Origin of the sequence: Gelidibacter maritimus, from assembly GCF_014062315.1 — a bacterium.
In the GTDB taxonomy this organism is placed as follows: domain Bacteria; phylum Bacteroidota; class Bacteroidia; order Flavobacteriales; family Flavobacteriaceae; genus Gelidibacter; species Gelidibacter maritimus.
In genome coordinates, this window is record NZ_JACGLT010000017.1 from 14,128 (window position 1) to 39,668 (window position 25,541).

The 25,541-nt window shown below is 38.4% G+C and carries 23 protein-coding genes; 15 read left to right on the top strand and 8 right to left on the bottom strand.

The window, feature by feature from the left end; translation table 11 throughout:
* Positions 1-428: 428 nt before the first annotated feature.
* From H3Z82_RS16310 to H3Z82_RS16375, 14 genes are all read left to right on the top strand, one after another.
* Positions 429-1,181: an FkbM family methyltransferase gene (locus tag H3Z82_RS16310; protein WP_182206571.1), complete on the top strand. Its 753-nt coding sequence runs from the start codon at positions 429-431 to the stop codon at positions 1,179-1,181.
* 230 nt (positions 1,182-1,411) lie between these two features.
* On the top strand, positions 1,412-2,299 hold the full coding sequence (locus H3Z82_RS16315; RefSeq protein ID WP_182206572.1) for a Vgb family protein: 888 nt from the start codon (positions 1,412-1,414) through the stop codon (positions 2,297-2,299).
* 232 nt (positions 2,300-2,531) lie between these two features.
* Complete coding sequence (locus H3Z82_RS16320; RefSeq protein ID WP_182206573.1) at positions 2,532-2,969, top strand: BLUF domain-containing protein; 438 nt, start codon at positions 2,532-2,534, stop codon at positions 2,967-2,969.
* A 463-nt stretch (positions 2,970-3,432) separates the two neighbouring features.
* Positions 3,433-3,921: a hypothetical protein gene (locus H3Z82_RS16325; RefSeq protein ID WP_182206574.1), complete on the top strand. Its 489-nt coding sequence runs from the start codon at positions 3,433-3,435 to the stop codon at positions 3,919-3,921.
* A gap of 131 nt (positions 3,922-4,052) precedes the next feature.
* On the top strand, positions 4,053-5,192 hold the full coding sequence (locus H3Z82_RS16330; RefSeq protein ID WP_235982471.1) for a pyridoxal-phosphate-dependent aminotransferase family protein: 1,140 nt from the start codon (positions 4,053-4,055) through the stop codon (positions 5,190-5,192).
* A 205-nt stretch (positions 5,193-5,397) separates the two neighbouring features.
* Complete coding sequence (locus tag H3Z82_RS16335) at positions 5,398-6,327, top strand: TolB-like translocation protein (RefSeq protein WP_182206576.1); 930 nt, start codon at positions 5,398-5,400, stop codon at positions 6,325-6,327.
* 226 nt (positions 6,328-6,553) lie between these two features.
* The gene (locus H3Z82_RS16340; RefSeq protein ID WP_235982472.1) at positions 6,554-7,333 is read left to right on the top strand and encodes an MliC family protein; all 780 of its coding nucleotides are present in this window, start codon (positions 6,554-6,556) and stop codon (positions 7,331-7,333) included.
* 229 nt (positions 7,334-7,562) lie between these two features.
* Positions 7,563-9,407, top strand: coding sequence for a PLP-dependent transferase (locus tag H3Z82_RS16345; protein ID WP_182206578.1), 1,845 nt, complete (start codon positions 7,563-7,565; stop codon positions 9,405-9,407).
* Between the two features lie 38 nt (positions 9,408-9,445).
* Positions 9,446-10,075, top strand: coding sequence for a DsbA family oxidoreductase (locus H3Z82_RS16350; protein ID WP_182206579.1), 630 nt, complete (start codon positions 9,446-9,448; stop codon positions 10,073-10,075).
* Positions 10,076-10,327: 252 nt separating this feature from the next.
* Positions 10,328-10,657, top strand: a complete 330-nt coding sequence (locus H3Z82_RS16355; protein ID WP_182206580.1) for a DMT family transporter — start codon at positions 10,328-10,330, stop codon at positions 10,655-10,657.
* Positions 10,658-10,686: 29 nt separating this feature from the next.
* Positions 10,687-10,965 carry a hypothetical protein gene (locus H3Z82_RS16360; RefSeq protein ID WP_182206581.1) on the top strand — a complete coding sequence of 93 codons (279 nt, stop codon included), beginning with the start codon at positions 10,687-10,689 and terminating at the stop codon, positions 10,963-10,965.
* 462 nt (positions 10,966-11,427) lie between these two features.
* Positions 11,428-11,934 (top strand): GNAT family N-acetyltransferase, encoded by a 507-nt coding sequence (locus H3Z82_RS16365; protein WP_182206582.1) that lies wholly within the window; start codon positions 11,428-11,430, stop codon positions 11,932-11,934.
* Between the two features lie 102 nt (positions 11,935-12,036).
* Positions 12,037-12,882, top strand: a complete 846-nt coding sequence (locus H3Z82_RS16370; RefSeq protein ID WP_182206583.1) for a helix-turn-helix domain-containing protein — start codon at positions 12,037-12,039, stop codon at positions 12,880-12,882.
* Positions 12,883-13,007: 125 nt separating this feature from the next.
* The gene (locus H3Z82_RS16375; RefSeq protein ID WP_182206584.1) at positions 13,008-13,406 is read left to right on the top strand and encodes a GlcG/HbpS family heme-binding protein; all 399 of its coding nucleotides are present in this window, start codon (positions 13,008-13,010) and stop codon (positions 13,404-13,406) included.
* A gap of 68 nt (positions 13,407-13,474) precedes the next feature.
* Here H3Z82_RS16375 and H3Z82_RS16380 read toward each other — a convergent pair whose 3' ends face one another.
* Positions 13,475-14,650, bottom strand: coding sequence for a dicarboxylate/amino acid:cation symporter (locus tag H3Z82_RS16380; RefSeq protein WP_182206585.1), 1,176 nt, complete (start codon positions 14,648-14,650; stop codon positions 13,475-13,477).
* 256 nt (positions 14,651-14,906) lie between these two features.
* Between H3Z82_RS16380 and H3Z82_RS16385 the strand changes: the two genes are divergently transcribed.
* The gene (locus H3Z82_RS16385; protein ID WP_182206586.1) at positions 14,907-15,413 is read left to right on the top strand and encodes a GreA/GreB family elongation factor; all 507 of its coding nucleotides are present in this window, start codon (positions 14,907-14,909) and stop codon (positions 15,411-15,413) included.
* 87 nt (positions 15,414-15,500) lie between these two features.
* Here the strand turns inward: H3Z82_RS16385 and guaB are convergent, their stop codons facing one another.
* The 7 genes from guaB to H3Z82_RS16420 form a co-directional block, all read right to left on the bottom strand.
* A complete protein-coding gene (gene guaB, locus H3Z82_RS16390) occupies positions 15,501-16,973 on the bottom strand; it encodes an IMP dehydrogenase (protein WP_182206587.1) in 1,473 nt (490 codons plus the stop codon).
* 209 nt (positions 16,974-17,182) lie between these two features.
* A complete protein-coding gene (locus tag H3Z82_RS16395; RefSeq protein WP_182206630.1) occupies positions 17,183-19,606 on the bottom strand; it encodes a TonB-dependent receptor in 2,424 nt (807 codons plus the stop codon).
* The gene (locus H3Z82_RS16400; protein ID WP_182206588.1) at positions 19,587-20,951 is read right to left on the bottom strand and encodes an HTTM domain-containing protein; all 1,365 of its coding nucleotides are present in this window, start codon (positions 20,949-20,951) and stop codon (positions 19,587-19,589) included. Before H3Z82_RS16400 ends, H3Z82_RS16395 begins: the two co-directional genes overlap by 20 nt.
* Before the next feature lie 67 nt (positions 20,952-21,018).
* Positions 21,019-22,143 (bottom strand): imelysin family protein, encoded by a 1,125-nt coding sequence (locus H3Z82_RS16405; protein WP_182206589.1) that lies wholly within the window; start codon positions 22,141-22,143, stop codon positions 21,019-21,021.
* Positions 22,144-22,226: 83 nt separating this feature from the next.
* Positions 22,227-23,429 carry a DUF4856 domain-containing protein gene (locus tag H3Z82_RS16410; RefSeq protein WP_182206590.1) on the bottom strand — a complete coding sequence of 401 codons (1,203 nt, stop codon included), beginning with the start codon at positions 23,427-23,429 and terminating at the stop codon, positions 22,227-22,229.
* 167 nt (positions 23,430-23,596) lie between these two features.
* Complete coding sequence (locus H3Z82_RS16415) at positions 23,597-24,457, bottom strand: hydroxymethylglutaryl-CoA lyase (protein ID WP_182206591.1); 861 nt, start codon at positions 24,455-24,457, stop codon at positions 23,597-23,599.
* 132 nt (positions 24,458-24,589) lie between these two features.
* Entirely contained in the window at positions 24,590-25,303 is a 714-nt protein-coding gene (locus H3Z82_RS16420) for a hypothetical protein (protein ID WP_182206592.1), read from the bottom strand.
* Positions 25,304-25,541: the final 238 nt, after the last annotated feature.

Consider the following 25,541-nt stretch of genomic DNA (forward strand, 5'->3'; position numbering starts at 1 on the left):
GAACCTCTGAAAAAACAAATTAATACTTTAATATCATTAATACTATGATGGAGATCATTTGCTTTCTCCCATAATTTTAGCGATCCTTTTAAAACGAAAAGATATCTTATAAAATTAGGAGTAATTGCAATTTTGTAGCCGCCATTCATTTTGAAGTCTCAACTTTATCCTACCTACGGCTCGCTACTTAAAAGTTTTACGCATAGTATTAATTAGGATTCGTGATACCGTTTTTGGACAAACTTAAAAGCCCAAATATCCCGCGCATTGGGTCATCGGCTAGGATCTTGAACATAATATTTTTAAAAATTTATAGTTTTATTTATAGAAAAACTTAGTGAATGGTTGTAATTTGTGCTTCTAAAAGTTAAATAAAGCAGTGGCATCTAACGGCTATTGCACTCCAAGTCTAAATAAAAACGACCTAAATGATTGAAAAAATCCTTGAAAAATTAAACTCGAATACACTTACAACAGCTTACGAAAATCACAAACTTTTAAAGGGACTCAAAAGAGGCGACTTTTTAGATCTTAAAAAAGAAGATGTCCTTAAACACATCTCATCTTACGAGCATTCTAAATCACAATTAAAGCAGGATATCTTTGTGCTTCACCAGTTAGACTTTAAGGAAAACGGCTTTTTCGTCGAATTTGGTGCTACCAATGGTGTTGATTTGAGCAATACCCATCTTTTGGAAAATCAATTTAATTGGAACGGAATCTTGGCCGAACCTGCAAAGGATTGGCATGACGATTTAAAAGCGAATAGAAATTGCAATATAGAAACCGATTGCGTTTGGAGTGATTCAGAAACAGTGCTAAACTTTAACGAAACCAAGCACAAGGAGCTTTCGACCATTAAGCAGTTCAACAATAGCGATCGGCACAAAAAAAGGAGAGCCGACGGAAAGAGTTATCAGGTCAATTCTATTTCGCTGATCGATTTATTGGATAAATATGATGCGCCAAATAACATCGATTATCTCTCTATTGATACGGAAGGAAGCGAATATGAAATCCTCTCTCATTTCGATTTCAATAAGTACGCTTTCAAAGTCATTACAGTTGAACATAATTTTACTGAAAGTAGAGAAAAAATATACCAGCTTTTAAAAGCAAAAGGTTATAGTAGAAAATACAAGGCGCTTTCTAAATGGGATGATTGGTATGTCAAAGTATAATTTCTAAATTTAATTCGCTACATAGTTCATCCATCTTACAATGGAACCGATTGTCAGGTTAGTGGCCATTATTTCAGATGAAGAGTCGTTACAAATAAAAATTATTTATCTTTAATACCAATTCTTGCAACCTCCTCTAATAAAGTTCACTTTTCCACTTGGATAAGAACACTAACGTTAAGTAGGGTCCGCACTGCAATTTGTAAATTAATAGGTCAACACACTCAATCATGAAACACATTATCTACACCGTATGCGTATTGCTTATTGGCAGCAGTTGCAAATTCAGTAGCGCAGTAGCGCAATCTACCCCAGAAATCCTTAAACCACCTACGGCAACTTTTATTACCGAAACCTTGAGACTCACCCATTGCGAATCGGCAGTTTACGATGCTAAAAACGATGTTATTTATGCTTCTTTAATCGGTGGCACTGAGAATGGTGATGGTTCCATTGCCACCATAACAATCGATGGAACGCTCATTGACGAGGCGTTTATTGGCAATCTTAACGACCCAAAAGGAATTGCCATTACTGAAGATAAATTATATGTATCTGATATCAACGAACTCGTTGAGGCCGATTTGAAGACTGGGCAAATAATAAAAAAATATAGTCTTGAAGGTTTACAGTTTTTAAATGATGTTGCCATTGATTCTGCTGGAAATGTTTTTGTCTCCGATACAGGCACCTCAAAAATATATCAGTTGGATACCGATGGTAATTTTGGTTTGTGGTTAGCGCATGAAGATTTAGATCGTCCGAATGGTCTATTGATACAAGACAACATGATGTATGTTGCTTCTTGGGGCAGCCAACCACAAGGCGGTAGAGTGTCTAAAATAGATATGAGCACAAAATCGATTGATTCAGTAACGACCATCATTGGTAATTTGGATGGGATTAGACCTTATGACCAAGACCGTTTGATCATCTCGGATTGGAACAGTGGAAATATTCATTTAGTTGATGCCAAAGGTCAAACCCAACAAGTACTTCAGGTGGGACAAAGTGTTGGCGATATTGCTTATATACAAGAGAAGAAGTTACTTTTATTGCCTATGAACAAACAGAGCCGACTCCTGTTTTATAGATTGGAAGAAAAAGTTCCTGATTAAAATGAAGGTACTTAAAACATTTATTTGTGATTTGCAGGTGTTGTGTCCTAAGATCAGAAATCTGGAAAAAAAGCTTCAATAATGATCGTTTTCTAAAAAAGGTTTTATTTTTGTCCCTGATTTAGGTTAACGTATGCAGTTCTATATTAACGCCTGAGTTATCACAAGGTTAACCAAAAACCTCGGAGAAGACCTCGGGGTATTAAAACCCACTGGTGGGAATAAAATAGATATGTATCAGTTAAGCTACCGCTCCATTGCGAGTCCATTATTAAACTTTGAAGATTTAGAAGCCATATTAGCGGAGGCGATAGCTACAAATTCAGCCTTGAATATTTCTGGATGTCTCATTTACCACAACAATAGCTTTGTACAAATCCTTGAAGGGAAAAAAAAGGACGTACTACATGTCTATGGAAAAATCAAAACCGATGCCCGGCACCAATCGGTAACCTTGTTGTGGGATAATAAGGTCGAACACCGGTTTTTTGAAGAATGGCACATGGCCTTCTACCGACCGGAGAATGAAAACGAAGAAAAGTTTGTAAACGACTTGCTATTGTTTTCAAAACTGACTGAAAAGCCTTCCAGTGCTTTATTAACTTTCTGGGCAAATGTTCAAAAGATTTTGCGTCTGGGTACAGTGAGCCAATTTCAGAAGGTTTATTAAGAATTGATCAAAGAATAACTGCACTGTGTTGACTTGATTTATCCCCTGTCACCCTCCTATCCATCATATAAAAAAATCAGTATATGTTTTAAAAAAACGTGACCACATCGCGTTTTACTACATAAGAGCAATTTGCTTTGCTAATTACAGATTTCGCATAGCACAACCAGATAGACCATAACCAGATAGACTTTGAGCGTAAAAAAAGCTTTGGCCAATGTGGAAAAACACAATATGTCAACCAATAAAAAACGCTATGGTATATCGTCCTTCCCACCCGATAACCGTTTAATAGGATTCAATTTTCATAAATCCATCAAATACCTCAGATGCCTATTTTTTTGGTAACATCTATTTCTCTTTTTATGTTATAATTATTACATTAGGTGTTTTACCTTAAGTGAAGTACACACCAACCGCCAGGCGTCATTATATAAGCAACTACCCAAAAACAAACACTGCAATGAAAAAAACACTTTTATTCCTATTGTCATTAGGTCTTGTATCCTGTAACCAGCAGACCGATAAAACCAAAGAATTACAAGACCAAATCAACAGTTTGGAAATCAAACTTACCAATACTTACAAACCTGGTTTCGGAGATTTCATGGGGAGCATACAGGCACATCACGCCAAACTATGGTTTGCTGGGCAAAACGAAAACTGGGATCTTGCCGACTTTGAAGTACACGAAATGATGGAAGCCATTGAAGATATTGAAGAATATCATAAAGGAAGAAAAGAAACCGAATTAATTGGTATGATCTTGCCACCAATAGATAGTATTAGCAAGGCCATTGACCAAAAAAATGCTGCTTTATTCAATAGTAGTTACAACACACTCACCAACACTTGCAACGCATGTCATAAGGCCGTAGAAATGGAGTTTATTGTCGTAAAAACACCCGATACGCCACCTTCAAGCAATCAAGACTTTAAACCCATTAAATAAAAATCAAATCTTTTTGTTAAACCATTCCTTTATCAATAGCAAAGGAATTCAGTAGTGAAACGCGCTACGTTTCAACGATCAAACCATAGTTAATAATCCTATCAGAATATATGAAATCGAGAAAATTACTAATGATACCGGGTCCAATAGAATTTGAAAACGATGTGCTACAGAGTATGGCAATCCCCACGCCAAGCCACGTTGACCCAGATTTTATTTCCGTTTTTTCCAATTGCTTAGAGTTATTCAAAGACGTATGCCAAAGCCCATCCGGCCAAGCATTCATTGTAGCAGGAACAGGCACATTGGCCATGGACATGGCGGCAGCCAACCTCATAGAATCAGGTGATAAAGCCCTTGTGGTCTCTACGGGCTACTTTGGGTTGCGCTTTGCCGAAATCCTTAAACGTTATGGCGCTGACATTGACCTCCTTGAAACTGAAGTGGGCGACATCGTTTCTATGGAACGTATCGAGCAACAGCTCCAAGCCAAAACTTATAAATTATTGGCCTTCACTCATGTGGACACCTCCACCGCCGTATTGAATGATGCCAAACAGATTGGTGCCTTAGGCAAAAAACATGGGGTTTTGACAGTACTTGATGGTGTGTGTTCGGTTGCCGGTGAAGACATCAAACAAGATGAATGGGGCATTGATGTCGTGCTTACTGCCTCACAAAAAGCCGTAGGTGTGCCTCCGGGATTGGCACTTTTAGTCGCTTCTCAAAAAGCGATGCAAGCCTTTGAACAACGAAAAAGCCCCGTGGCCAATTACTATGCCGATTGGGCCAATTGGTTGCCAATAATGAAAGCTTACGAAAACAAACAAGCTTCATATTTTGGTACTCCTCCCGTCAATCTTATCATAGCATTGGAGAAAAGTTTAAAAGCTATTGTAAAGGAAGGCATTGACAAGCGCGTTGAACGACACCAAAGAGCAGGTAAAGCCATGCGGGCTGCACTAAAAGCTATCGGACTTGAAGTATTGTCAAAAAGTGACGATATTGCTTCCAACACTTTATCAGCCCCGTACTATCCAAGTCAAATAGATCCTTCAGCATTCCTACAAGGAATAAACCAGGAAGGCATTATACTCGCAGGAGGCCTCTTGCCAGACTTGAAATCCAAGTATTTTAGAATCGGACATATGGGATCAGTAAATAAAGGTGATTTATTGGCTACCATAGGCGCTATTGAAACCGTATTAAAGAATTCTGGACATCAGCATGAATTGGGATCCGGAACAGCCGAGATATTGAAGCACTTCTGACCTACTCTGCCAAATTCTCGACTACTGACCTCCACACTTACAAATCCTGACAGATAGCTTTATGTCGCGCTTGAAAAAACGATCTGAAAATTCAGAAAAAACATGTGACAGAATAAGATTACTTTTATCTTTATCCTCCAAAAATCAAAAAGTCCACCTCATCGGGAGGTGACATAAATAAAACTACAATTTAAAGCGCTTATTCATGGTCAGAGTCAACATCGTTATCGTATTCCTTCTATTTCTAAATTCTTTATCAGCGCAAACTGAACCTGGGCTGGTACATTTTGACAACAAATTGAATGAGTTTCTTAATGTGCGAGATTTTTGTATTTCAAGAGATGCGGATGAAGCGTTTTTCACCTTACAGAGTCCAAGCACAGCCATTTCACAGATAGCGGTCATTAAAAAAGAGAACAACGACTGGTTTGGTCCTGAATTATTACCTTTTTGTGATGGGTTTACGTATTTGGAACCGTTTTTATCGAGTGATGGCAATCGCTTGTTTTTTGCTTCTGATCGTCCTTTGGATGAATCCTCCCAAGAGAAAAAGGATTTCGACATTTGGTATGTTGACAGACTCCATAGAGATGCTGAATGGTCTGAGCCTAAAAATATGGGAAAGCCGGTCAACTCCAATTTGGATGAATTTTACCCGACCCTAAGCGACAATAACAATCTGTATTTTACGATGGACGCTCCCGACGGTCTCGGAAAAGACGATATCTACTTTTCGAAATGGGAAGATGGACACTATTCAGAGCCCGTACTTTTAAACGAAAACATCAACAGTGATGGCTATGAATTCAATGCCTTCATCTCTAAAAAGGAAGATTTCCTAATTTTCACAAAATATAATGAGAAAGATGGCCACGGCAGTGGTGATTTATACATTTCAAAAAAAGATAAGAACGGCGAATGGCAGAAAGCGACCAATATGGGACTTCCCATAAACTCAAAATACATGGAATTCTGTCCTTTTTATGATGAAAATAATCAGCTTTTATATTTTACAAGCAGACGGGAAACAATCACCCCAAAGAAATTTAAGGACATTACCGATTTTAAAAGTTACATACAAAACAATCCAAACGGCTTGAGTAAAATTTATTCGACATCCATTAAATTAAATTAGAGCCCATTATAGGTCTTATGTGAGCAATCCAATACGCCAATCACTTGTAAGTTGCACCTGATCAGAGATTGAAATAAATCGACAAAAACAATTAAAATCACTATTAAAAATCGGGTGCAATGGCATAGATTTTGCACAAATAGGAACGAATTAAATTAACAATTTCCCACGGGAAAATAAAAACCCAAATAACCATTAGAATATAATGACAAAATCCATTTTAACAATGACAATGTTAACCGCATTGTTCTTAAGCTCTTGTAAAGAATCTCCAAAACAAGAAAACACTGAAACAACATCTTCAGAACAAGTTGCTGACGATATCGTCACAAGCACTTCAATCGACGCAGACGGCAACAAGTTAGAAATGATATTTAATAATACAAAAGGCACTGCCACTTTAAATTTCAAAGGAGAAACCATCGAATTGGTTGCAGAAAAATCGGCATCTGGAATTTGGTACACCAACGAGCATTATGAATTGAGAGGAAAAGGCAACGATATTGAGTTGAAAAAAGACGGCGAGCTCGTCTTTATCCATAATGACGCTATCATAACGACCTCTTTGAAAAACAAGGAAGGGCAAACCCTCGATATGACCATCAATAATACCACCAATACGGCGAAAGTTTATCTAGACGGTGGTGAACAAATTGATTTAAAAGGACAAAACCCAGCCTCGGGGATTTGGTACAAAAATGACCAATATGAACTTAGAGGAAAAGGCAATGACATCACGTTGACCAAAGATGGTGAAGTTATATATGAGCATAATGATGACATTGTTCAGACTTCGCTTAAAAACGAAAAAGGACAGACACTCGATTTGACCTTTAACAACACCACCAATGAAGTAAAGGCTTATTTAGATGGTGGGGACCAAATTGAATTGGTTGGTCAAAAACCTGCCTCAGGAATTTGGTACAAAAATGAGCACTACGAACTCAGAGGCAAAGGGAATAATCTTGAGTTGAAAAAAGACGGAGAATTAGTATTTAAGAACTAAGACTTTCTGTTCTATTGCCGTGCATAATCAAGTGTTCGAGCAGACTAAATAACAAAAATCCTTTTTGTCCAAAAATAAGACAGAGAGGATTTTCTTTTAAAAAACTTACTCAACTAGCGCCACTTATTACGATACAAAACGGTGAAAAATACTATCGCAAATCCACCGATAAGACTTTTCAAACCCCGACGAATTATTGTATATTCTCGCCCTATCAAAAGACAAATTAATGAAAGACATAAAAAGAAGTGACTATATAAAAAATGTTCTGAAAAACATGCCCACCGGCTGGTTGACCACCACCACGCATCGCCTTGATATCTATGATGAAGATTTGGCCAAAACTCAGTTCTTGAATGAATTTGAGCGTTTGTTTCAGGAGAACAATTATGAAACATCAGCATTAAACAACCTTCCTACGGCTTACGATTATATTCGGCTTGGCCATCCGCTATCGTGCATTCTGGAATGGAAAATTGCACACTCAAATAATCTCAAACCCGAGAATGTCATTAGTTTTTCGTCAAAAATAGCCCCAATTTTAGCCATTCTAAGAAAAAACTTATTAGCAGGTAAAAACACTCAGATTCTTTATTCCGAGACTTTACCTGATCATTTTGATGCTGAACTACTAAGACGCGTTTATGGTTATCAATTTGAATTGATACAGGTAAAAAACACTGAGAACATTGCGCCATTTAAGGGCAGTACAATTTTTATTTCAGAACACGACCAATTTTTGAATGTTGCCCTCTCCCCTAACATCGATTTTTATATGACTACGCATCCACAGCTTGGTAGTGTGATCTTAGTCAATGGGGATCAAAACGACAATTATATTTCAGAGATTCAGCATGTCAGACGAAGAGAAACCATTGCCATGACACCTGCCAATTGTCTATCGGCCTTAAATATGATGATCGATACCGCCTTTATCATACCGCAAAACACTGATGTGGAAGCCAACAAAGTGCAGGTTGAGAAGACCATTAATCAGATTACGAATAGTACCTCAAAGGTATTAGTGGCTTCAAGCGGACTATCCATGCAGTATGCCATTATGATGGGACTCATTCACAATGCCCAGGAACAACATCCGGGAAAAGACATCAAATTTATTGTACCTCCCAACTGTTATGGTGGCACCAACGACCAAGCAAGGCGCGTTGCTGCTTGCCTTGATAAGGTGGATGTAGTTGATCTATTGGTGGATGGTGATAACGATATGGTGGAAAGCATCGCCAGCGTTTTAGACCATATTGCCAAAGAAGATGCCATTCCTTACATCATTGCTGAAATTCCGACAAACCCAAGAGTTGAAGTTCCAGATCTCAAAAAATTAAAAGAGGTTTTAAGTCGAGAACGTCACACAACAAATGGCGACTTGGCTATCGACCCGGTGTTTATTTTAGACCAGACCTTTTGTCCAAACGTCCACTTTTTGGGCGACGAGGACATCCTCTCCACGGTACGCACCATATCTTACGCCAGCGGATCAAAATTCCCCAGTGGTGGACTATGTACAGCGGGTTACTGTGTAGGAAATAAAAAAACTGAAGCATTGATGGACAAGATAGAACTCCATCTTTCCCTGTGCGATAATGAGGCTACAGACCTTCAAATGGAGGTATTGGCCAAGCAATTGCCTTCAATGAATCAGCGCATTAAAGATGCTTATAAAAACACACGAGACTTTGTAAACTATATCCATGAGGTCTTACCTGCGGCGAAAATCAATTTTGTATCTGAGGAATTGGCCGAAGAAGGTTTTACCCCATCGGTATTTTCATTGGATCTTCCCACCAAAGGAGCTTCTAACGAAGAACGGGAAGCTTACAAAAGAGCCCTGAACCTGAAATTAATCAATTTAATGATTACTGAGATCCCCCATGAAAGTAAGTTCTGTGTGAGTTACGGGCAACTTAGAGGGTGTTATTGGACCATTCCCGCCACCTCAACGCAAGGAACTACCAAAGAAGGCGACAAAGACTATATTGTACGGGTTTCATTGGCGCCGGAAGTCGATCTTGAGCTTCATAAAAAAGTCTTTAGGGACTTCGTTGATGGGATTTAACATGACGATAAAAAATATTCATTAAAAATACACAGACTATGACAATTACAATTTGGTCGGACATTAGATGTCCTTTTTGCTATATCGGAAAACGGAAATTAGAAAATGCCATATCGCAATTTGAACATAAGGACGACATCACGATAGAATGGAAAAGTTTTGAATTGGATCCCAACTTACGCACCAATCCGGACATATCTACTATCGATTATTTCGTGAACAAAGGTGCAAACAAGGACCAAATGTCACAAATGTTGGCAAACTCGACCGCAATGGCAAAGGAAGTGGGTATAGATTTTAACTTTAAGGATGCGGTGGTTGCTAATTCCTTTAATGCACATAAGTTAATGCATGCCGCAAAAAAGATCAATAAACAAAACGAGGCCAAAGAGCTCTTGCTGAAAGCACACTTTACCGATGGTAAAAATATTGATGACATGAAGGTATTAGTCGAAATTGGCGAAAGCTTAGGCTTTGAAGCAGAAGCCATAGAAAAACAACTCAATGATTCGGCATTGGATAAACATGTTGCCGAAGACCAGATGCAAGCCAAACAAATAGGCGTTACTGGAGTTCCCTTTTTTGTTTTCAATAATAAACATGCGCTTTCTGGAGCACAGCCCGAAGAGGTGTTTTTGGAGGCTTTAGAAAAAGCCTATAACGAATAGTTCTGATCTCATCGATTTTCTTTTAAGGAAAAACTTTAATTTGTATCCCACATTTTATTAAACCGGCTTCGGAATCTTATGGATTCAAAGCATTTTTAAATAGGGTTCAGCAGTTTATAGGAATAGCGGCATCAGTAGTTGATGCCGCTTATTCGTTTGAAAAACCTATTGATTACATTATTATTTTGTCGAAATCTCGGGTTTGACTTCCTTCAGATTTGTTGTTTCTTTGCAGGTATAAAATCACCATTCATGAAGTATCTCTTTTTATCTTTAGCTATCGTATTTGAACTCATAGGCACTAGTTTTATGCAGGCCTCAAACGGGTTCTCAAAGACCATCCCCACCATTTTAACGATAGTAGCCTATACCATTTGTTTCTTCTTTTTTTCACATGCCTTAAAATCAATTCCGCTGGGAATTGCTTATGCCATTTGGGGCGGATTGGGGATTGTGCTCTCCGCAATAATTTCAATAGTCATTTTTAAACAATCCTTAGATCTGCCTGCCATTATTGGCATCACACTGATTGTAGCCGGAGTATTTGTGATGAACGTCTTTTCAAAGTCAGCGGTTAATTAATATCATTTGATGCAGTAGAGCACCTAAATATGAGGCGGAGGACACTAAATAAAAACAAAATAATTTCAGGCTGTATTGGGTTATTGGTCGGATACATTATCATGATATTGCTAATTGATGCCATATCAAAACCTGACCAAATTCCAGTATCTTTTAAACCCATTGAAAGTATTGAAACTTACATTTTTAGTTTTGTGTTTACACTGGGCACTTTGGGGTGGATTTTGGGAAGTTTGCTTTTCATTGGCTATTTGGTCGTATTTTATTATCTCGGAACTTGGGTCTATAAACTTATGTTCAAAAATTAAAACCTAAAATAGTTCCGCTTTTAATATTCTCTCATTTTAAAAGAGTTCATGCCCGCTCATAATGGCAGACCGTTTAAACACCTTTGCTTGGGCCAGGTTTTATGAAATTTCCAAGCGTTTGAAACTATGATTTTCCAGGAGAGTTTCGTACATTTAATGCTTGACGAAGAGACACTTTCATGTCGGTCGAATCTCAATGTATTAGACGCTAAATATTGAACTGATGAGAAAAATTGTGGCACCATTACTTATTATAGTTCTTAGCTTTATTTCGACCACCTTCTACACCGTTTTTGAATTTGAACCAAAGAGCTTTAAATTTTGGCTATTAATTACTTGTAGTGTGCTTTTAATAATCTCAATGATTCTGACAATTAGAGATCACAGAAAAAATAAATCAAATTAATATATTGTGGTTTAATCATGGAACTCGGTTCTTAAGAGCCTATAAATAATTTAGTAATGAATATTACACAAAGTACTCTCGCAGATATTGACAACATATTCACTTTATACGATGCTGCAACCACCTATCAAAAAACGATAAATAATAAGAGTTGGCAAGGATTTGATCGGGCACTCATCGAAAAGGAAATCAATGAGAATCGGCATTTTAAGATTATGGAAGGCAATGAATTGGCTTCCACCTTCGTCATTACATTTGATGATCCTATTGTTTGGGAAAATTCAGATCAGGATAAGGCCATTTACTTACATCGGATTGCAACCCACCCAAAATATAGAGGCCGATCATATTTGAAAAAAATTATAGAATGGTCCAAAGCCTTAGCAAAGGAAAGGACTATCGATTTTATCAGAATGGACACGTATAGTGGAAATGACAGATTAAATAACTATTATATCAGCTCCGGTTTTACACATAAAGGCATCCGCGACATTGAATGGACAAGCGATTTACCCGAACATTATAAGACCGGTCCGTTTAGTCTGTTTGAGATGAAAATATAGGTTATGGGCGCAAAATAGTGTTAAGAAGACAGCGAGAGGACTCCAAAACCCACAGTTATAATTTATAAAATTGTATTTTACCAAAACTGAAAACAGCTGTACATGCCAATAGAAAACATTCCTGAGATTTACCTTCCGAAGTCAGCTGAGCGGCCAGATTTATTCGTCCATGACTTCAAAATGACCAGTGACGTCGTTAAAAGCAAGGTGAATTTAAGCATGCATATGTTCAGTTTTCTACAAGTAGGCAAAAAGCAGGTTCACTTTGCAGGCACCTCCGTTGCCGTAAACAAGGACCAATCCTTATTACTAAAAAGAGGGAATTGGTTATGGACAGAATTACTCGAAACCGAAGCTGTTTATTATTGTAAGCTTTTATTCTTCTCGGAAAAAATACTGAAAGAGTTTTTAGAGAAGCATATGGACAATGAGACGATGGTAAACGACGACATTCCTTATTTTATTATTCGAAATGATGCCTACATCACTTCCTATTTAAATTCTTTAAACACGATTGGGAATGCTCCAGATATTTTCATGGACAACCTCCTCTCTGTGAAATTTGAAGAATTGATGCTCTACCTCATCCAAAAATATGGTCGGAAATTTAAACACTATTTGCAATCGCTCATTGGGGATGGGCGCTCACCCTTTAAAAAAATTGTCGAAAGTAAGATACATTCCAATCTCAGGTTAGAAGAAATTGCATTTTTATGCCATATGAGCCTCTCCACATTTAAACGTCATTTTATACGTGAATATAAGGTGTCTCCTGGGAGATGGTTACAGGAGAAACGACTTCAAAAAGCCAAAGAAACCTTGGAAGAAGGTATTTTAAAGCCTTCTGAAATTTACTCGGATTTTGGATACAACAATTTGTCCAACTTCAGTATTGCCTTTAAAAACAAATTCGGTTTTAGCCCAAGCGAAATCTCTTCACAAATTTAGCTTCTCATTTTCTATTTAAAATTTGACCTGTTTTCATAAGTCAATGAACTCATATAGTAACTCAATACCTCAACCTTGGTCGTAAATTTGCATTTGAATAATAACACGAATAAAAAAAAGACATTATGAATATGACATTAGATCAAGCAGAAAAAGCCATTGCAGCTGCAAAAAAGAAAGCTGTTGCCATTGACACAAAAATGAACATTGCCGTTGTTGACGCAGGAGCAAACTTAGTAGCGTTTGCCAGAATGGACGGTGCATGGTTAGGTTCACTTGATATTTCCATCAAAAAAGCTAAAACAGCGCGTTTTTTCGATATGAATACAGGCGTTGTTGGCGAATTATCACAACCAGGAGGGTCACTTTACAATATTGAACATTCCAATAACGGATTGATCACCTTCCCAGGTGGTATCCCAATTAAAAACTCAAAAGACGAAATTATTGGTGCCATAGGCGTTAGTGGCAGTTCGGTTGAAAATGATCATGCCGTTGCAGAAGCTGGGGCAACAAGCATCTAAAAACAGGAGCTTTAAAATATAAAGAGGATTATTAAGTGTTAATTATCCTCTTTATATTTCAAAAGAATTTAGGCTATCATTTTCTCCTTTGTTACCCTATTTACTACAAGAGCAATTGCGCCATCACCGGTAACATTGCATGCGGTGCCGAAGCTATCCATTGCAATATATAAAGCAATCATTAAGCCCATCATCTCCTCGTTAAAACCTAACATGGACTGTAAAATACCAACAGCAGCCATAATCGCGCCCCCAGGTACTCCTGGTGCCGCAATCATAGCAATTGCCAAAACAAATATAAATCCTGCGAAGAGGGTAAAACTAAACGGCACGCCTTGTAAAATCATTAAGGCCATGGCGCAGGCCGTAATTTTCATCATACTTCCAGACAAATGAATAGTAGCACACAGAGGAATGACAAAACCTGCTATTTTTTCCGAAACGCCATTTTTCAAAGCCTGTTCCAGCGTAACAGGAATGGTAGCCGCCGAAGATTGGGTTCCTAATGCCGTGAAGTAAGCGGGCATCATGGTGGCCAATAACTTTAGCGGATTTTTCTTGGTAAAAATCCCGGCTATGGTGTACTGTAGCAACAGCAATAAAATGTGCAGGGCAAAAATGACGCCTATAATACTTAAAAATACGGTAAATATTGAAAACACCTGTCCGCTAAAAGCCATGCTAACGAATATCCCTAAAATAAAAAGTGGTAATAATGGCACAATAACGTAAGTAATTAACTGCATAATGATTTTTTCAAAATCTTTAACAACCAGTTTTAAACTTGATTTTTCTTGATATGAAAGTCCCAAACCAATAACAAATGCCAAAACCAATGCCGTCATGACATCCAATACAGGTGGGATGGTGAGACTGAAGTAGGGCATTAATTCAGGACCGGAATCAGCAATTTCAGCCGTACTATTGACACTCGATTCCAAAAGCTGTGGAAATATGCTTGAGGTTGCAAAGTAGGTCATAAAGCCAGAAAATAAAGTAGACCCATAAGCAATGGCAGCGGTGAGCAACAACAGTTTACCAGCGCCTTTACCCAAATCAGAAATGGCGGGCATGATCAATCCCATAATGATTAATGGGATGGAGAAACTTAAAAATTGTCCGAAAAACGCATTAAAAGTGGTGAATATTCTATTAATGGATTCCGGTAAATAGAGTCCGAAAACCGTCCCTAAAACTATGGCTATAAAAACCTTGAACAATAGATTTGAAAATAAACGTTTCATATTACTTATATCATATCTTAAGACTGCACTATGCTATTTTATTGTAGGCAATGTTGAGTTGGCTAATATACTCTCAATGTCCTAAAAGAACGGCTCACCAACCTTCTTTTTTTCCACAATACAGGATTCCTATGAAAGACCTATTAAAGATTGAAATTTGAAGCATCTATTATTTTGGGATTTAGCAGCATTTTGCAACCAACTTAATATTCTTTAATTTTATTAAAATTGATATTTAAACTAAATTCAATAAACCATGAGCAGAGGATTCGTAAAAGAAGATGACCAAGAGGAAGTTCCATTTGTAGCACCACGAGCCGATTTGCCTGAAGGTGTCATTAATTATGTGACCCAAGCAGGAATGGATGCCTTATTAGCTGAAAATGATCAATTGATTGCTGAACGGGATAGCCTTGATATTACGGATGAAAAGGAAAAGCGTATCGCTACCAATCATATTAACGCCAGATTACAATTATTGAACAACCGTATTTTATCTGCTAAAGTTGTTGATCTTAGTAAGCAGCCACAAGACGAAGTCCGCTTTGGAGCTTTGGTCAGCTTAAAAATCGGGAACGAAAAGAAATTACAACAATATCAGATAGTCGGTGTTGATGAAGCCGATATTTCTAAAGGAAAAATCTCGTTTATTTCACCAATTGCGCGCCTTTTGACGGATAAGAAAGTTGGCGAAACAGCAGTGTTGCAATTGACAAAAGAAGATCGGACTTTTAAAGTTATGGACATTGTGTATCCTACTTAAAATACGGAATATCTCATAGAAAAAACACGACCCAATAAAGTCGTGTTTTCTTGTTTAAAATTTCTGTTTCTACAGAATATAAAACATTTATCTTGAATAGTTTGGCGACTCTTCCGTAATGGTGACATCATGCGGGTGACTTTCATTAATTCCTGATGACGTGATTTTTACAAACTGTCCAGTTTCCTTTAAGGTTGCCACATCTTTGGCTCCGCAGTAGCCCATACCTGCACGCAAACCGCCCACAAATTGGTGGATGCTTTCAATAACCTCACCTTTATACGGTACACGGCCTACAATACCTTCTGGCACCAATTTTTTGATATCGTCTTCCACATCTTGGAAATATCGGTCTTTACTGCCCTGTTTCATGGCATCCACGGACCCCATTCCTCGGTAGGATTTGAATTTCCGACCTTCATAAATGATGGTTTCTCCTGGCGCCTCCTTGGTTCCTGCCAATAAAGAGCCCAACATCACGGTATCTGCTCCTGCCGCAAGTGCTTTAGGAATATCACCCGTGTAACGAATGCCACCATCGGCAATCACCGGAACACCAGAACCTTTTATGGCTGCGGCAACTTCCAAAACTGCAGAAAACTGTGGATAGCCCACTCCCGCAATCACACGTGTTGTACAAATAGATCCAGGTCCAATACCCACTTTAATACCATCAGCACCAGCTTCCACTAAATATTTAGCGGCTTCGCCGGTAGCAATATTACCAACAATCACTTCAAGATCAGGAAAGCGCTTTTTAATTGTTTTAAGCATCGTCACCACACCTTTGGTATGGCCGTGAGCGGTATCGATAATCACCGCATCTACTCCTGATTTTACCAAGGCTTCTGCCCGTTCAACCGCATCCGCGGTAACGCCAATAGCCGCTGCCACACGCAAACGTCCAAAGGTGTCTTTGTTTGAAATTGGCTTGGTGGTCAATTTGGTAATGTCTCGAAAGGTAATTAACCCGGCAAGATTATAATTATCGTTAACAATAAGAAGTTTCTCTATTTTATTTTTTTGAAGAATCACTTCGGCCTCCTGCAACGAGGTCCCGACGGGGGCTGTTACCAAATTATCCTTGGTCATCACTTCCACAATGGGACGGGTACCATCTTTTTCAAAACGCAAATCGCGATTGGTTACAATACCTTTTAAAATGCCGTTATCGTCAATAATAGGAATACCACCAATACTGTGTTCAGCCATATTGCGTTGGGCATCCAACACCGTTGCCGTCATAGGCAAAGTTACAGGATCTATAATCATCCCACTTTCGGCACGTTTTACCTTGCGCACTTCATTGGCCTGTTGCGCAATGCTCATGTTTTTATGTAGAACACCAATACCACCTTCTCGAGCCATGGCAATTGCCATTGCGCTTTCAGTAACCGTATCCATGGCTGCTGAAATGATAGGAATATTAATGGTGATGTTGCGTGTAAACTGTGTCTGTATATTGACTTCTCGAGGAAGGACTTCTGAATAAGCAGGAATTAGTAGAACGTCGTCATAGGTCAATCCCTCACCTACTATTTTGCTTTCGTGTGCTTTCATTGCAATTACGGTTTAATTGCGTGCAAATCTACGGAAAATTTATTTAAAATAAGTGTAAAATTTAAGTTACCTTGATAGTATTTCACCTCAAAACCATTCGCGAATAGGTTGATTTTTTTGTGAAGGGACCACTTAAGTACAATAGATTAAAGTCTACAGTCCAATTCCATTAAAATCTCTTAATAAATTCTCGTAAAAACGACGCTAATTTAGAGTTTAATCTGTAGGGTCATATACCAATTACGTGGCGCCGATGGGATAATCCCAGGACCTGGATATCCTGTGGCGCGTCGCGTAAAGTATGCTTTATCCAACATATTATTTATGCCGGTTTCCAGTTTAAATCGCTTGTACGTATATGACAAAGACACATCCATAATATCATAGCTCGGAATTTCTCCAATGACACCACTGATATTTGCCGATTGTGAATTGGTTGCATCCGTGAACTGTTGTGAAAGATAAGTGTACTGGACGTTTGCCATAAAATTTCTATACCCAAATTTTAACCCTGTTTTGATATTGACATCGGGAACAAATTCCACCTGATTGCCCTTAACGTTTGATTGTTTAGAAGCCGTGTATTCCGATTTGATAAACGATGAATTGATGAAATAATTTAAGCTAAACTCATTATTAAGTTTAAATAGTTTCTTCAGATTAAAATCGAATAAATTTTCAACGCCATAGAGCACAGCATCCCCGACATTGCCACGTTCACTGATGACCCTTCCATCTGGAAATTCCTTTTGGATAAAACCAATCCGTCCGTTATAAAACAATCCAAAAACGCCCAGATCATATGATACTATATTTTTCAGATTACCACGGATGCCCAAATCTGTGGTAAATCCTTTTTCATCGGTAATGTTTGGATTGATGGCAAACGCTGGATTATTGATATTGATATCAGAATAGGTTACCGATCGGTAATTTTGTGAGAGGTTACCGTAGATTTCAAATGCGGTGTGGGGCTTATAGCTCAAACCTAATCCCAAAAGCACAAAGGAGCGTTCAAAATCGCGATTGTCTTCCACCAATTCCTCAAAAATGACATTGCCCGCCGCATCCGTATTGATACGTTTGTAAAACCCTTCACTTTGGGTCTTTATATATTCAAATCTAAAACCGGGCGTAATTGAGAATTGATCCGTTGCATACAAAATATTTTCTCCAAAAACAGCCATATTCAAATTTGGAAAATCGAAGTTGGACTGATTTGGATAATTTGGAAAACGCTCCGATTGGATATCAAAATTAGGTCCTATCCCATCACTGCCCGGACCTTGCACCTCCGCATTATTGGCACGGTAGAATTTAGTACCTAGGAGAAAGGTGGAGGCTTTATTGAATATTTCATATTTACTCAAGATTCGAGTTTCAAAACCATAATTCTTGAAATCGCCTTTAATCAAGTCACGCTCTTCCATCGGATCAATTTGATCCACACGATTGGTTCGGAAACCAAGGGCATACCGCGAAGCATTTAAACCAAAGGCGTTGAAACTAAAGTTAGTGTTCTCAGAAAATTTATGATCAAATTTCAAATTATATAATAGCCAATCCACCTGAAACCAGTTTCGTGATCTGTTGCTTTGGTACGGATCGTTATCAAACATATAATCGGTTAAGCCACCACCTTGCTGTGCCAGATAGCGCATATAGCTCAATTCTCCAGTCAATGAGGTGTTTTTATTGAACTGATAGCCGATATGGGCATAGGCGTTTTTAGATTCAAATTCAGAATTTTCACGGAAGCCATTGCCTTTCTTATAATTGAAAAAAGTATAATAACTCCACTTATTTTTTGTCCCACTAATACTGGTGAAATTGGTATATAAACCATAGCTGCCCAGCGTATTTCTGGTAATCAGTTCAAAGGGTTTATTGGGGTTGGGAGATTTCATTTTAAAGTTGATCAAGCCTCCAAACTGTGTCCCGTATTGTAACGAGGCCGCACCACGGACGATCTGAATTTCGCTTAAGCCTTCAGCGGCCGGCGTATAGTAGCTTTCAGGATAGCCCAAAACATCGGCACTAATATCGTAGCCATTTTGTCTGGTGTTGAAATTTGCGGTACGATTTGGATCCAATCCACGTCCACCAACATGAAGCTGCAGTCCAGCGTCGTCATTTTGATAAATATTCAAACCCGCCACCTGACTGTAAATTTGGCGTGCGTTATTGGAGGCTAAATTCGCCATGGACTGCTCCACCAAAACGACTTCTGTTTTCTTTCCAGCGAAAATGGACGTGCCTTCGACATCCTTTAACCTGGATAACTCAAATAGTTTTGCTTTCCGAGCCGTGATTTCCACTTCTGACAAAGCAATGCCCAATTCGTTTATGGACACATCCAACCTGGTGTTCTCAGTAAGGTTTAGTGGCAATTCTTTCGCTTCAAATTCATAAGAAAAGAAGACCAAAATAAGATCGCTTTTTGTGGTGCTAAATTCGTAATACCCAGACCCATCAGTTTTGGTCAGTAAGCCAGAAGCTTTGTCATAAACATCCACATCGGCAACTGGCAATTGCGTTCGTGCGTTGCTGACAACTCCCGAAACAGTAATTTGTGACAGTGCAGAAAAGCCTATCAAACACATTATAATTACACTAAAATCCTTTAATTTCATCATGAAATGGTAAAATCCAGTTTTTATGCCGGAATGATTCTTTTTCTTTATATAAGTCAGTATTTGTATCAATATATGGTTGGCTCAATCGGCCATTGAGCGCCACATAACTTTCTGCAAATACTTGAATATTTTTATGGCCTTGGCTTTTAAAATGATCGCCTAAATAGTGGGCATATTCTAAAATAAAATCGGGCTGAAAACTCATTTGTTTCTCTTGAAATGAGGTTAAAAAGTCGGAGTTATCAACCAAAAAACCTTGTCCGGTTTCAGCATCGACGATTTTAAATGTGGTATTGCCCATTTTTTCCATTAGCATGACCCGCCATGAAAAGCGGAATCCCTCTTCTGTCCAGAATAGTTCACCTGGATATAAAAGGTATCGGAATGGGAAAGTAATCTGAAAAACAAAAAACAACGTCATGATTGGTAGCACCAGATTTTTTCTCCTATAGTGATACACTTCAGATTTCAACGCTGTGAAATCAACGTTTAATGGTCGCAACGCTTTTTTAAATACATTTATAATACGAAGATGAAAGTCCGTATCAAAAAAGATAAGCGCGGTCAAAATCATAATGTAAGGAAACATGCCTATCGGAAATAAAACCCGTGTAAAAACATGAAAAAAGACCACGAGACCAAAGGCAAACAATCGGGTACGCTTGGTGATCAATAAAAACGGAATGATCAAATCGTAAATCATTCCAGACCAACTCATAGCGTAATGGAACCAGTCTTGTTGCATTAAGGAGTTTCCTATAAACGGAAGATCATATTTAGAAGGAAGCCAGATTTTTAGGGGCATGGCTTTAAACAACCAATCGGAATTTATTTTGGCAAGACCTGCATAGATATAGACAATGCCCACCAACAATTTAATACTATCAACAGTCCATTTGGGGATGCTTGTATAGGTTTTCTTTTTGATGAGATTATCCACGGAGAAATAAGCGTTTGCAGGCAAAAAAATCATCAGGAAACTCAGTACACTTATAAAATAATAATGGTTGAGATAGGCTGTTTTGTCCATGAGTTCGATATAGGTAAAACTCAGAAAAAACATGATGATGGCCAGACGATATTTCAATCCGATGGCTATCAAAAATGCCGAAATACCACACAGCGCAAATATCAGATAAGTATAATCGCCTATGGGCTTGATCCATGAAAAGCCGTAATAGGAAAAATGAAATTTGGGTAAAACATAAAGCGTTTCAATCCAACCGTTTCTCCAAAAACGCACGATACTGAGTAACATCATCACACCAAAGCCAATCCTAAAAACCGCCAATGGCGCCGGATGTATGTGTGTGTTGAGATATGTTTTAAATCGATTGTCCATTTAACCAAAAAGAAGATTCTTCAAGGCATTTAAAGAATCTTCTTTGATATAAATATTATTTTAAAAATTAATCGCCATCAGCATCAACGTAATCCACGCTAATATTAAAAGCCTGAACCATATCTACCTTGAGATACACGACGGCTCTTTGAAGCGCATCATACGCGGTGGTCATCTTAGTATTATCCGTGATAACCTGCTCATTGAAATTGGAATTTAACGCTTGAATTTTTGTCCGCGCCTCATCAAATTGTGCGTTGATGATGTTGCTCAAATTTTGCCCATTTCGATCCACTTTTAAATATTCCAGATAGGTTTTGAAACTCGCACCTGAAGTGGTACCGTTAAACGCTTTTCCATTGAACACATCCTGCACGGCATTCAAAGCTTCAAGAGTCAATGCTTTTGAAACTTCACTATTATAATACCCTTCCACTCTATCCGGTAAAGGCGAAGTAGAAAAAACACCTGCGGGAATACCGATTTTATTGGCACGCAAGCCTTTTTCATAATAGAAAATAAAATCATTGACGAATTTGTTCAATGAACTGGTGGCCGTATTTTTTGAAGAATTTACAAATTGGTCGCGATACCCAGTGGTCCAATCGGTGATGACTTGCTGCGTCAAATTGTCCATTTGATTGATCACATCGGTGATATAGGTCTTATAACCTTGTGAGTTAGGGTCGGACGTGAATTTTTCTAAAATACCAGCATCATCTTCAGCCACACCAAACAATAGGTAATCTAAAGCAGGAAACCCTTGTGCATCATGATAATTGGGCGTGTTGAGATCGTAATTTCCAGAACTGACACCATTCTCAATATCCGCAACTGTGACTGGGTAAATGTTCATAAAAAAGTAATACTCATTTAAAGCCTCTGCCTTTCCAATATTGAACATTTCAACGTGCTGCCAAGCTTTATAAGCAGTAAGCCAATGATTCCTGGCCGTTTCCAAATTGCTTTGATTTGGCGTTGCCACAAAATTTTCAATAGATGCTTTTAAAGTGGTCAATTTAGGACCAAAATCTTGGTAAGAAGGAATGATGATATTATCGGCCAAGTTTTGCAGTAAGGTTGCACGGTCAAAATTGTCCGAAGCACCATCACCACCGTTGCCTGAATCATCGGACGAGCTACAGCCAATCATAAGTATAAGGCCAAAAACTAAAGCTATCTTTTTAATCATTTGAACTGATTTTCTTTTATTTAAACAATTAGAAAGTTTCAGCGATGGCCCGTTAAACCGAACCATCACTGAATCTGTCTTTTTTAATTAGCCGCTTCTGCTACTGTAAATCCAAATTTGGCAGCAATAGTTTCAGACATCGCATCCAATGTTTCCGGAGTAACCTCCCAAAAGCCTTGCCCTTCCATTAAGGTATCCATAAACGCTGTAACCTCATCATGACTGAAGTATGGTTCGCTTGAATTCGGTTCTCTGGTAAACTGCAAGCTATTGATAAATCCATAGGCTTCAGATAAAGCGTGGAAGGCACTTGCCATATCTTCGGCAGCCATTTTCGATTTTCCAGCTTGTAAATAATAAACCGCACGAACTGCAGGCACTTTTGAAATGTTCTCTCTAATGATGGCCACTTGCGCATCTCTTACCTCGTAGTTTTTTGCTACAATTGCCGCTCTACCCAATTTCAAGGCATCATAAACCGCCGAAGCTGTCCCCTCAAAATCAGGATCTAAATCGACTTGCTTTAAATAGGTATTCAAAAAACTATCAGCTCCTAAAACTGGAACTGAAGGCTCATCTTCATTCCCGTATAAATAGCCATAAGCCTCATCCCACTTGTGCTCCATAGTGGTATAAGATTTTCCCTCCTCTACAAGACCGGCGTCGTTGTTTTGAATATTTGAGGCCTCATCCAATACTGAGGTGCTTAAATAGTGGTTCAACATTTGGTCAGTCATCAAACCACCAATCAATGTTTTGGCAATAGCTTGATCCAATTCTAAACCTTTACCATTCACATATCTTACGGTTCCGCCACCAGCTTGTTGCAATTGACCGGCCGTACCTGCAGTTGCAATAGTTTCCCAATTTGGAAAAACTGTAGTGGCTTGATCTTCAATCCAAGTATCCAGCAACCCTTTAATCTGATTGGAAACCGTAGTATTTGCAGAGAAATACTCTTTGGAAGCCGCCACTTTACTACGGATATTCTTTCCTGAAGCATTTAAATCGGCATCCGAAAAGTCATTATCACCTTCAACGTGTGCAAACATACCGTGTAAATCAGCGGCAGATTTTGTATTGTCTTTTAAGGCTGAACGAAATTCCATAGCCATTTTGATTCTGGTGGTCTGACCATTAAAATTTACAGTTGATTCTCCATCTCGCATAAACTTGTAGGTTAATGGAGCTTCCACTTGTGGGTTTTCATTGAAATTGTCATCATCACTAGAGCATGATGTAAATAGCGCTGAAGTTATCGCTATTCCTAATAAAATTTTTCTCATTCTTATTTAGTTTTAATAGAAATAATTGTTTTGATTTGACTACAAAAGTAAGTTAGGATTTCAAAACCTCCAAAGCTTATTTAGATTAATTTAAAATAAGGAATTGCTTATCAAAGTCAAATATTGAGAATGAGCATCTTGCAAAAAATAATTGTTTTGAAAAGTATTTAGTGGTAGGATGTGAAAATTTTGGTCGCTTCATTGTATGCGCTTTCAAAACTCAAGGCATCGAGGCTGTTACGTTGTTTTGTAGTAAAATAGGAAAGTAATTTTTCGGTGGGCATATTTCCTGTCAATTCATCTTTTGCCATAGGACATCCCCCAAAACCTTGAATAGCCCCATCAAATCGAACACAGCCCGCCTTAAACGCCGCATCCACTTTTTCGTGCCAAGATGATGGGGTCGTGTGGAGATGCGCACCAAATTCAATATGTGGATACTTTGGAATTAAGCTGGAGAACAAATAGTTTATATTCTCTGGATTGGACGTGCCCACCGTATCACTCAAAGAGAGAATTTTAACCCCCATAGCTGCCAATCGCTCAGTCCATTCGCCCACAATATCCACATTCCACGGGTCACCATACGGGTTACCAAATCCCATGGAGATATAAACAACCACCTCTTTATTGGTTTTATCTGAAATTTCAAGAATCTCATTTAAAGTCACCACAGATTCGGCAATTGTTTTGTGGGTATTACGCATTTGAAAATTTTCTGAAATTGAAAAAGGATAGCCCAAATAGTCTATTTCAGCATGTTTAGACGCATCTTCTGCGCCTCGTGTGTTAGCAATAATAGCCAGCAGTTTACTCTTGGTTTTAGAAAGATCGAGTTTGGAAAGCACCTCAGCAGTATCCACCATCTGCGGAATAGCTTTAGGAGACACAAAGCTCCCAAAATCGATCGTGTCAAAGCCTACACGCAATAATGCCTGAATGTACTGAACTTTTTTTTCAGTGGGAATAAACTCTTTAATGCCCTGCATGGCATCACGTGGACATTCGATGATCTTAACCTGTTGCATGCATCAAAGATATGAATTCCTAATCATGCAGAAATCTTTCCATTCAAAAAAAAGAAGGTTCAAAAATTTGTGACTTTAATCCAACGGAAAAATAGGTGTTTTTCCGAAATTCCATTTTAAAAGTTTGCACTATTACTTGCATTTGGCCATGACTTTTTTGGCAAGTTCTTTGGCCAGTTGCTTATTCTCATTTGGGTCATTACTGATTTTTGTAAGGATTGTAAAATTGGCCCTTCCGGCAAGCACCACCAATTCACCGCCCCATCGCTCACTCCACTTGTACCAGGCACTTGACCCTAAATCATCAACGGCCTCCCATGAGGATTTAGCCCTTACTTTCATTAAATCTTTACCTGCTTCCTTTATTTCATCCTTTGCCTTTTCAAGATTACTCTCAATTTGCGCCAATTCCTCATCCGATAGCTTTTTATAGCCCATATCAAAAGTTCCGACAATGGATTTCAAGTCTGTTTTATCAGAATGAAAAGAAAGGTTTTTTATGCCTATCGTATTTTGGTCTGGGACATCCATTTTCATATTGCTCACCTCCATCGTAAAAGTAGGCCGATCACTATCCCATCTATAAATATGTTCGCCATAGCTGCCTGAACGTAAATTCACTTTGGCATTTTCTTCTATCGGAAAGACTGTGGCCATCTCTTCCTTTGTCAGTAGCGTTTCGTAATTGTCATTATAGTCTTTTAAACAATCATAAGATTTACCATCACTTTTGTTGGCCACCGTCTCCGAATTATTATCAGATTTGGTTTCTGAAGATTGTTTCTTTTCATTGTTGCATGAGATAAGCACAAAAAATAATCCTGTAAGAAATGCTATTTTTTTCATAATAAACTCATTTTGGTTAACTGATAAATTACAGGTATTACTGTAACTTACATCGTTCAAAACGAGCAATTCATCTATGGATCAGCTCATTAGTGTATTTTATTTCCACCAGTGGATTTTCATCCCTCAAGACATGTCACCATTAAAAAGACATTTCCCTAATAATACCTCCTGGGCTTATCCGCCCCCGGCTTTAGGTTTCCGAGGGCCTTAACTTGGATAAGGATCATCCCAACCG

Excerpts from the sequence above, each read along its gene's own strand:
- H3Z82_RS16310 (WP_182206571.1), top strand. The coding sequence starts at position 429 with ATGATTGAAAAAATCCTTGAAAAATTAAACTCGAATACACTTACAACA.
- H3Z82_RS16315 (WP_182206572.1), top strand. The coding sequence starts at position 1,412 with ATGAAACACATTATCTACACCGTATGCGTATTGCTTATTGGCAGCAGT.
- H3Z82_RS16320 (WP_182206573.1), top strand. The coding sequence starts at position 2,532 with ATGTATCAGTTAAGCTACCGCTCCATTGCGAGTCCATTATTAAACTTT.
- H3Z82_RS16325 (WP_182206574.1), top strand. The coding sequence starts at position 3,433 with ATGAAAAAAACACTTTTATTCCTATTGTCATTAGGTCTTGTATCCTGT.
- H3Z82_RS16330 (WP_235982471.1), top strand. The coding sequence starts at position 4,053 with ATGATACCGGGTCCAATAGAATTTGAAAACGATGTGCTACAGAGTATG.
- H3Z82_RS16335 (WP_182206576.1), top strand. The coding sequence starts at position 5,398 with ATGGTCAGAGTCAACATCGTTATCGTATTCCTTCTATTTCTAAATTCT.
- H3Z82_RS16340 (WP_235982472.1), top strand. The coding sequence starts at position 6,554 with ATGACAATGTTAACCGCATTGTTCTTAAGCTCTTGTAAAGAATCTCCA.
- H3Z82_RS16345 (WP_182206578.1), top strand. The coding sequence starts at position 7,563 with ATGAAAGACATAAAAAGAAGTGACTATATAAAAAATGTTCTGAAAAAC.
- H3Z82_RS16350 (WP_182206579.1), top strand. The coding sequence starts at position 9,446 with ATGACAATTACAATTTGGTCGGACATTAGATGTCCTTTTTGCTATATC.
- H3Z82_RS16355 (WP_182206580.1), top strand. The coding sequence starts at position 10,328 with ATGAAGTATCTCTTTTTATCTTTAGCTATCGTATTTGAACTCATAGGC.
- H3Z82_RS16360 (WP_182206581.1), top strand. The coding sequence starts at position 10,687 with ATGAGGCGGAGGACACTAAATAAAAACAAAATAATTTCAGGCTGTATT.
- H3Z82_RS16365 (WP_182206582.1), top strand. The coding sequence starts at position 11,428 with ATGAATATTACACAAAGTACTCTCGCAGATATTGACAACATATTCACT.
- H3Z82_RS16370 (WP_182206583.1), top strand. The coding sequence starts at position 12,037 with ATGCCAATAGAAAACATTCCTGAGATTTACCTTCCGAAGTCAGCTGAG.
- H3Z82_RS16375 (WP_182206584.1), top strand. The coding sequence starts at position 13,008 with ATGAATATGACATTAGATCAAGCAGAAAAAGCCATTGCAGCTGCAAAA.
- H3Z82_RS16380 (WP_182206585.1), bottom strand. The coding sequence starts at position 14,650 with ATGAAACGTTTATTTTCAAATCTATTGTTCAAGGTTTTTATAGCCATA.
- H3Z82_RS16385 (WP_182206586.1), top strand. The coding sequence starts at position 14,907 with ATGAGCAGAGGATTCGTAAAAGAAGATGACCAAGAGGAAGTTCCATTT.
- guaB (WP_182206587.1), bottom strand. The coding sequence starts at position 16,973 with ATGAAAGCACACGAAAGCAAAATAGTAGGTGAGGGATTGACCTATGAC.
- H3Z82_RS16395 (WP_182206630.1), bottom strand. The coding sequence starts at position 19,606 with ATGAAATTAAAGGATTTTAGTGTAATTATAATGTGTTTGATAGGCTTT.
- H3Z82_RS16400 (WP_182206588.1), bottom strand. The coding sequence starts at position 20,951 with ATGGACAATCGATTTAAAACATATCTCAACACACACATACATCCGGCG.
- H3Z82_RS16405 (WP_182206589.1), bottom strand. The coding sequence starts at position 22,143 with ATGATTAAAAAGATAGCTTTAGTTTTTGGCCTTATACTTATGATTGGC.
- H3Z82_RS16410 (WP_182206590.1), bottom strand. The coding sequence starts at position 23,429 with ATGAGAAAAATTTTATTAGGAATAGCGATAACTTCAGCGCTATTTACA.
- H3Z82_RS16415 (WP_182206591.1), bottom strand. The coding sequence starts at position 24,457 with ATGCAACAGGTTAAGATCATCGAATGTCCACGTGATGCCATGCAGGGC.
- H3Z82_RS16420 (WP_182206592.1), bottom strand. The coding sequence starts at position 25,303 with ATGAAAAAAATAGCATTTCTTACAGGATTATTTTTTGTGCTTATCTCA.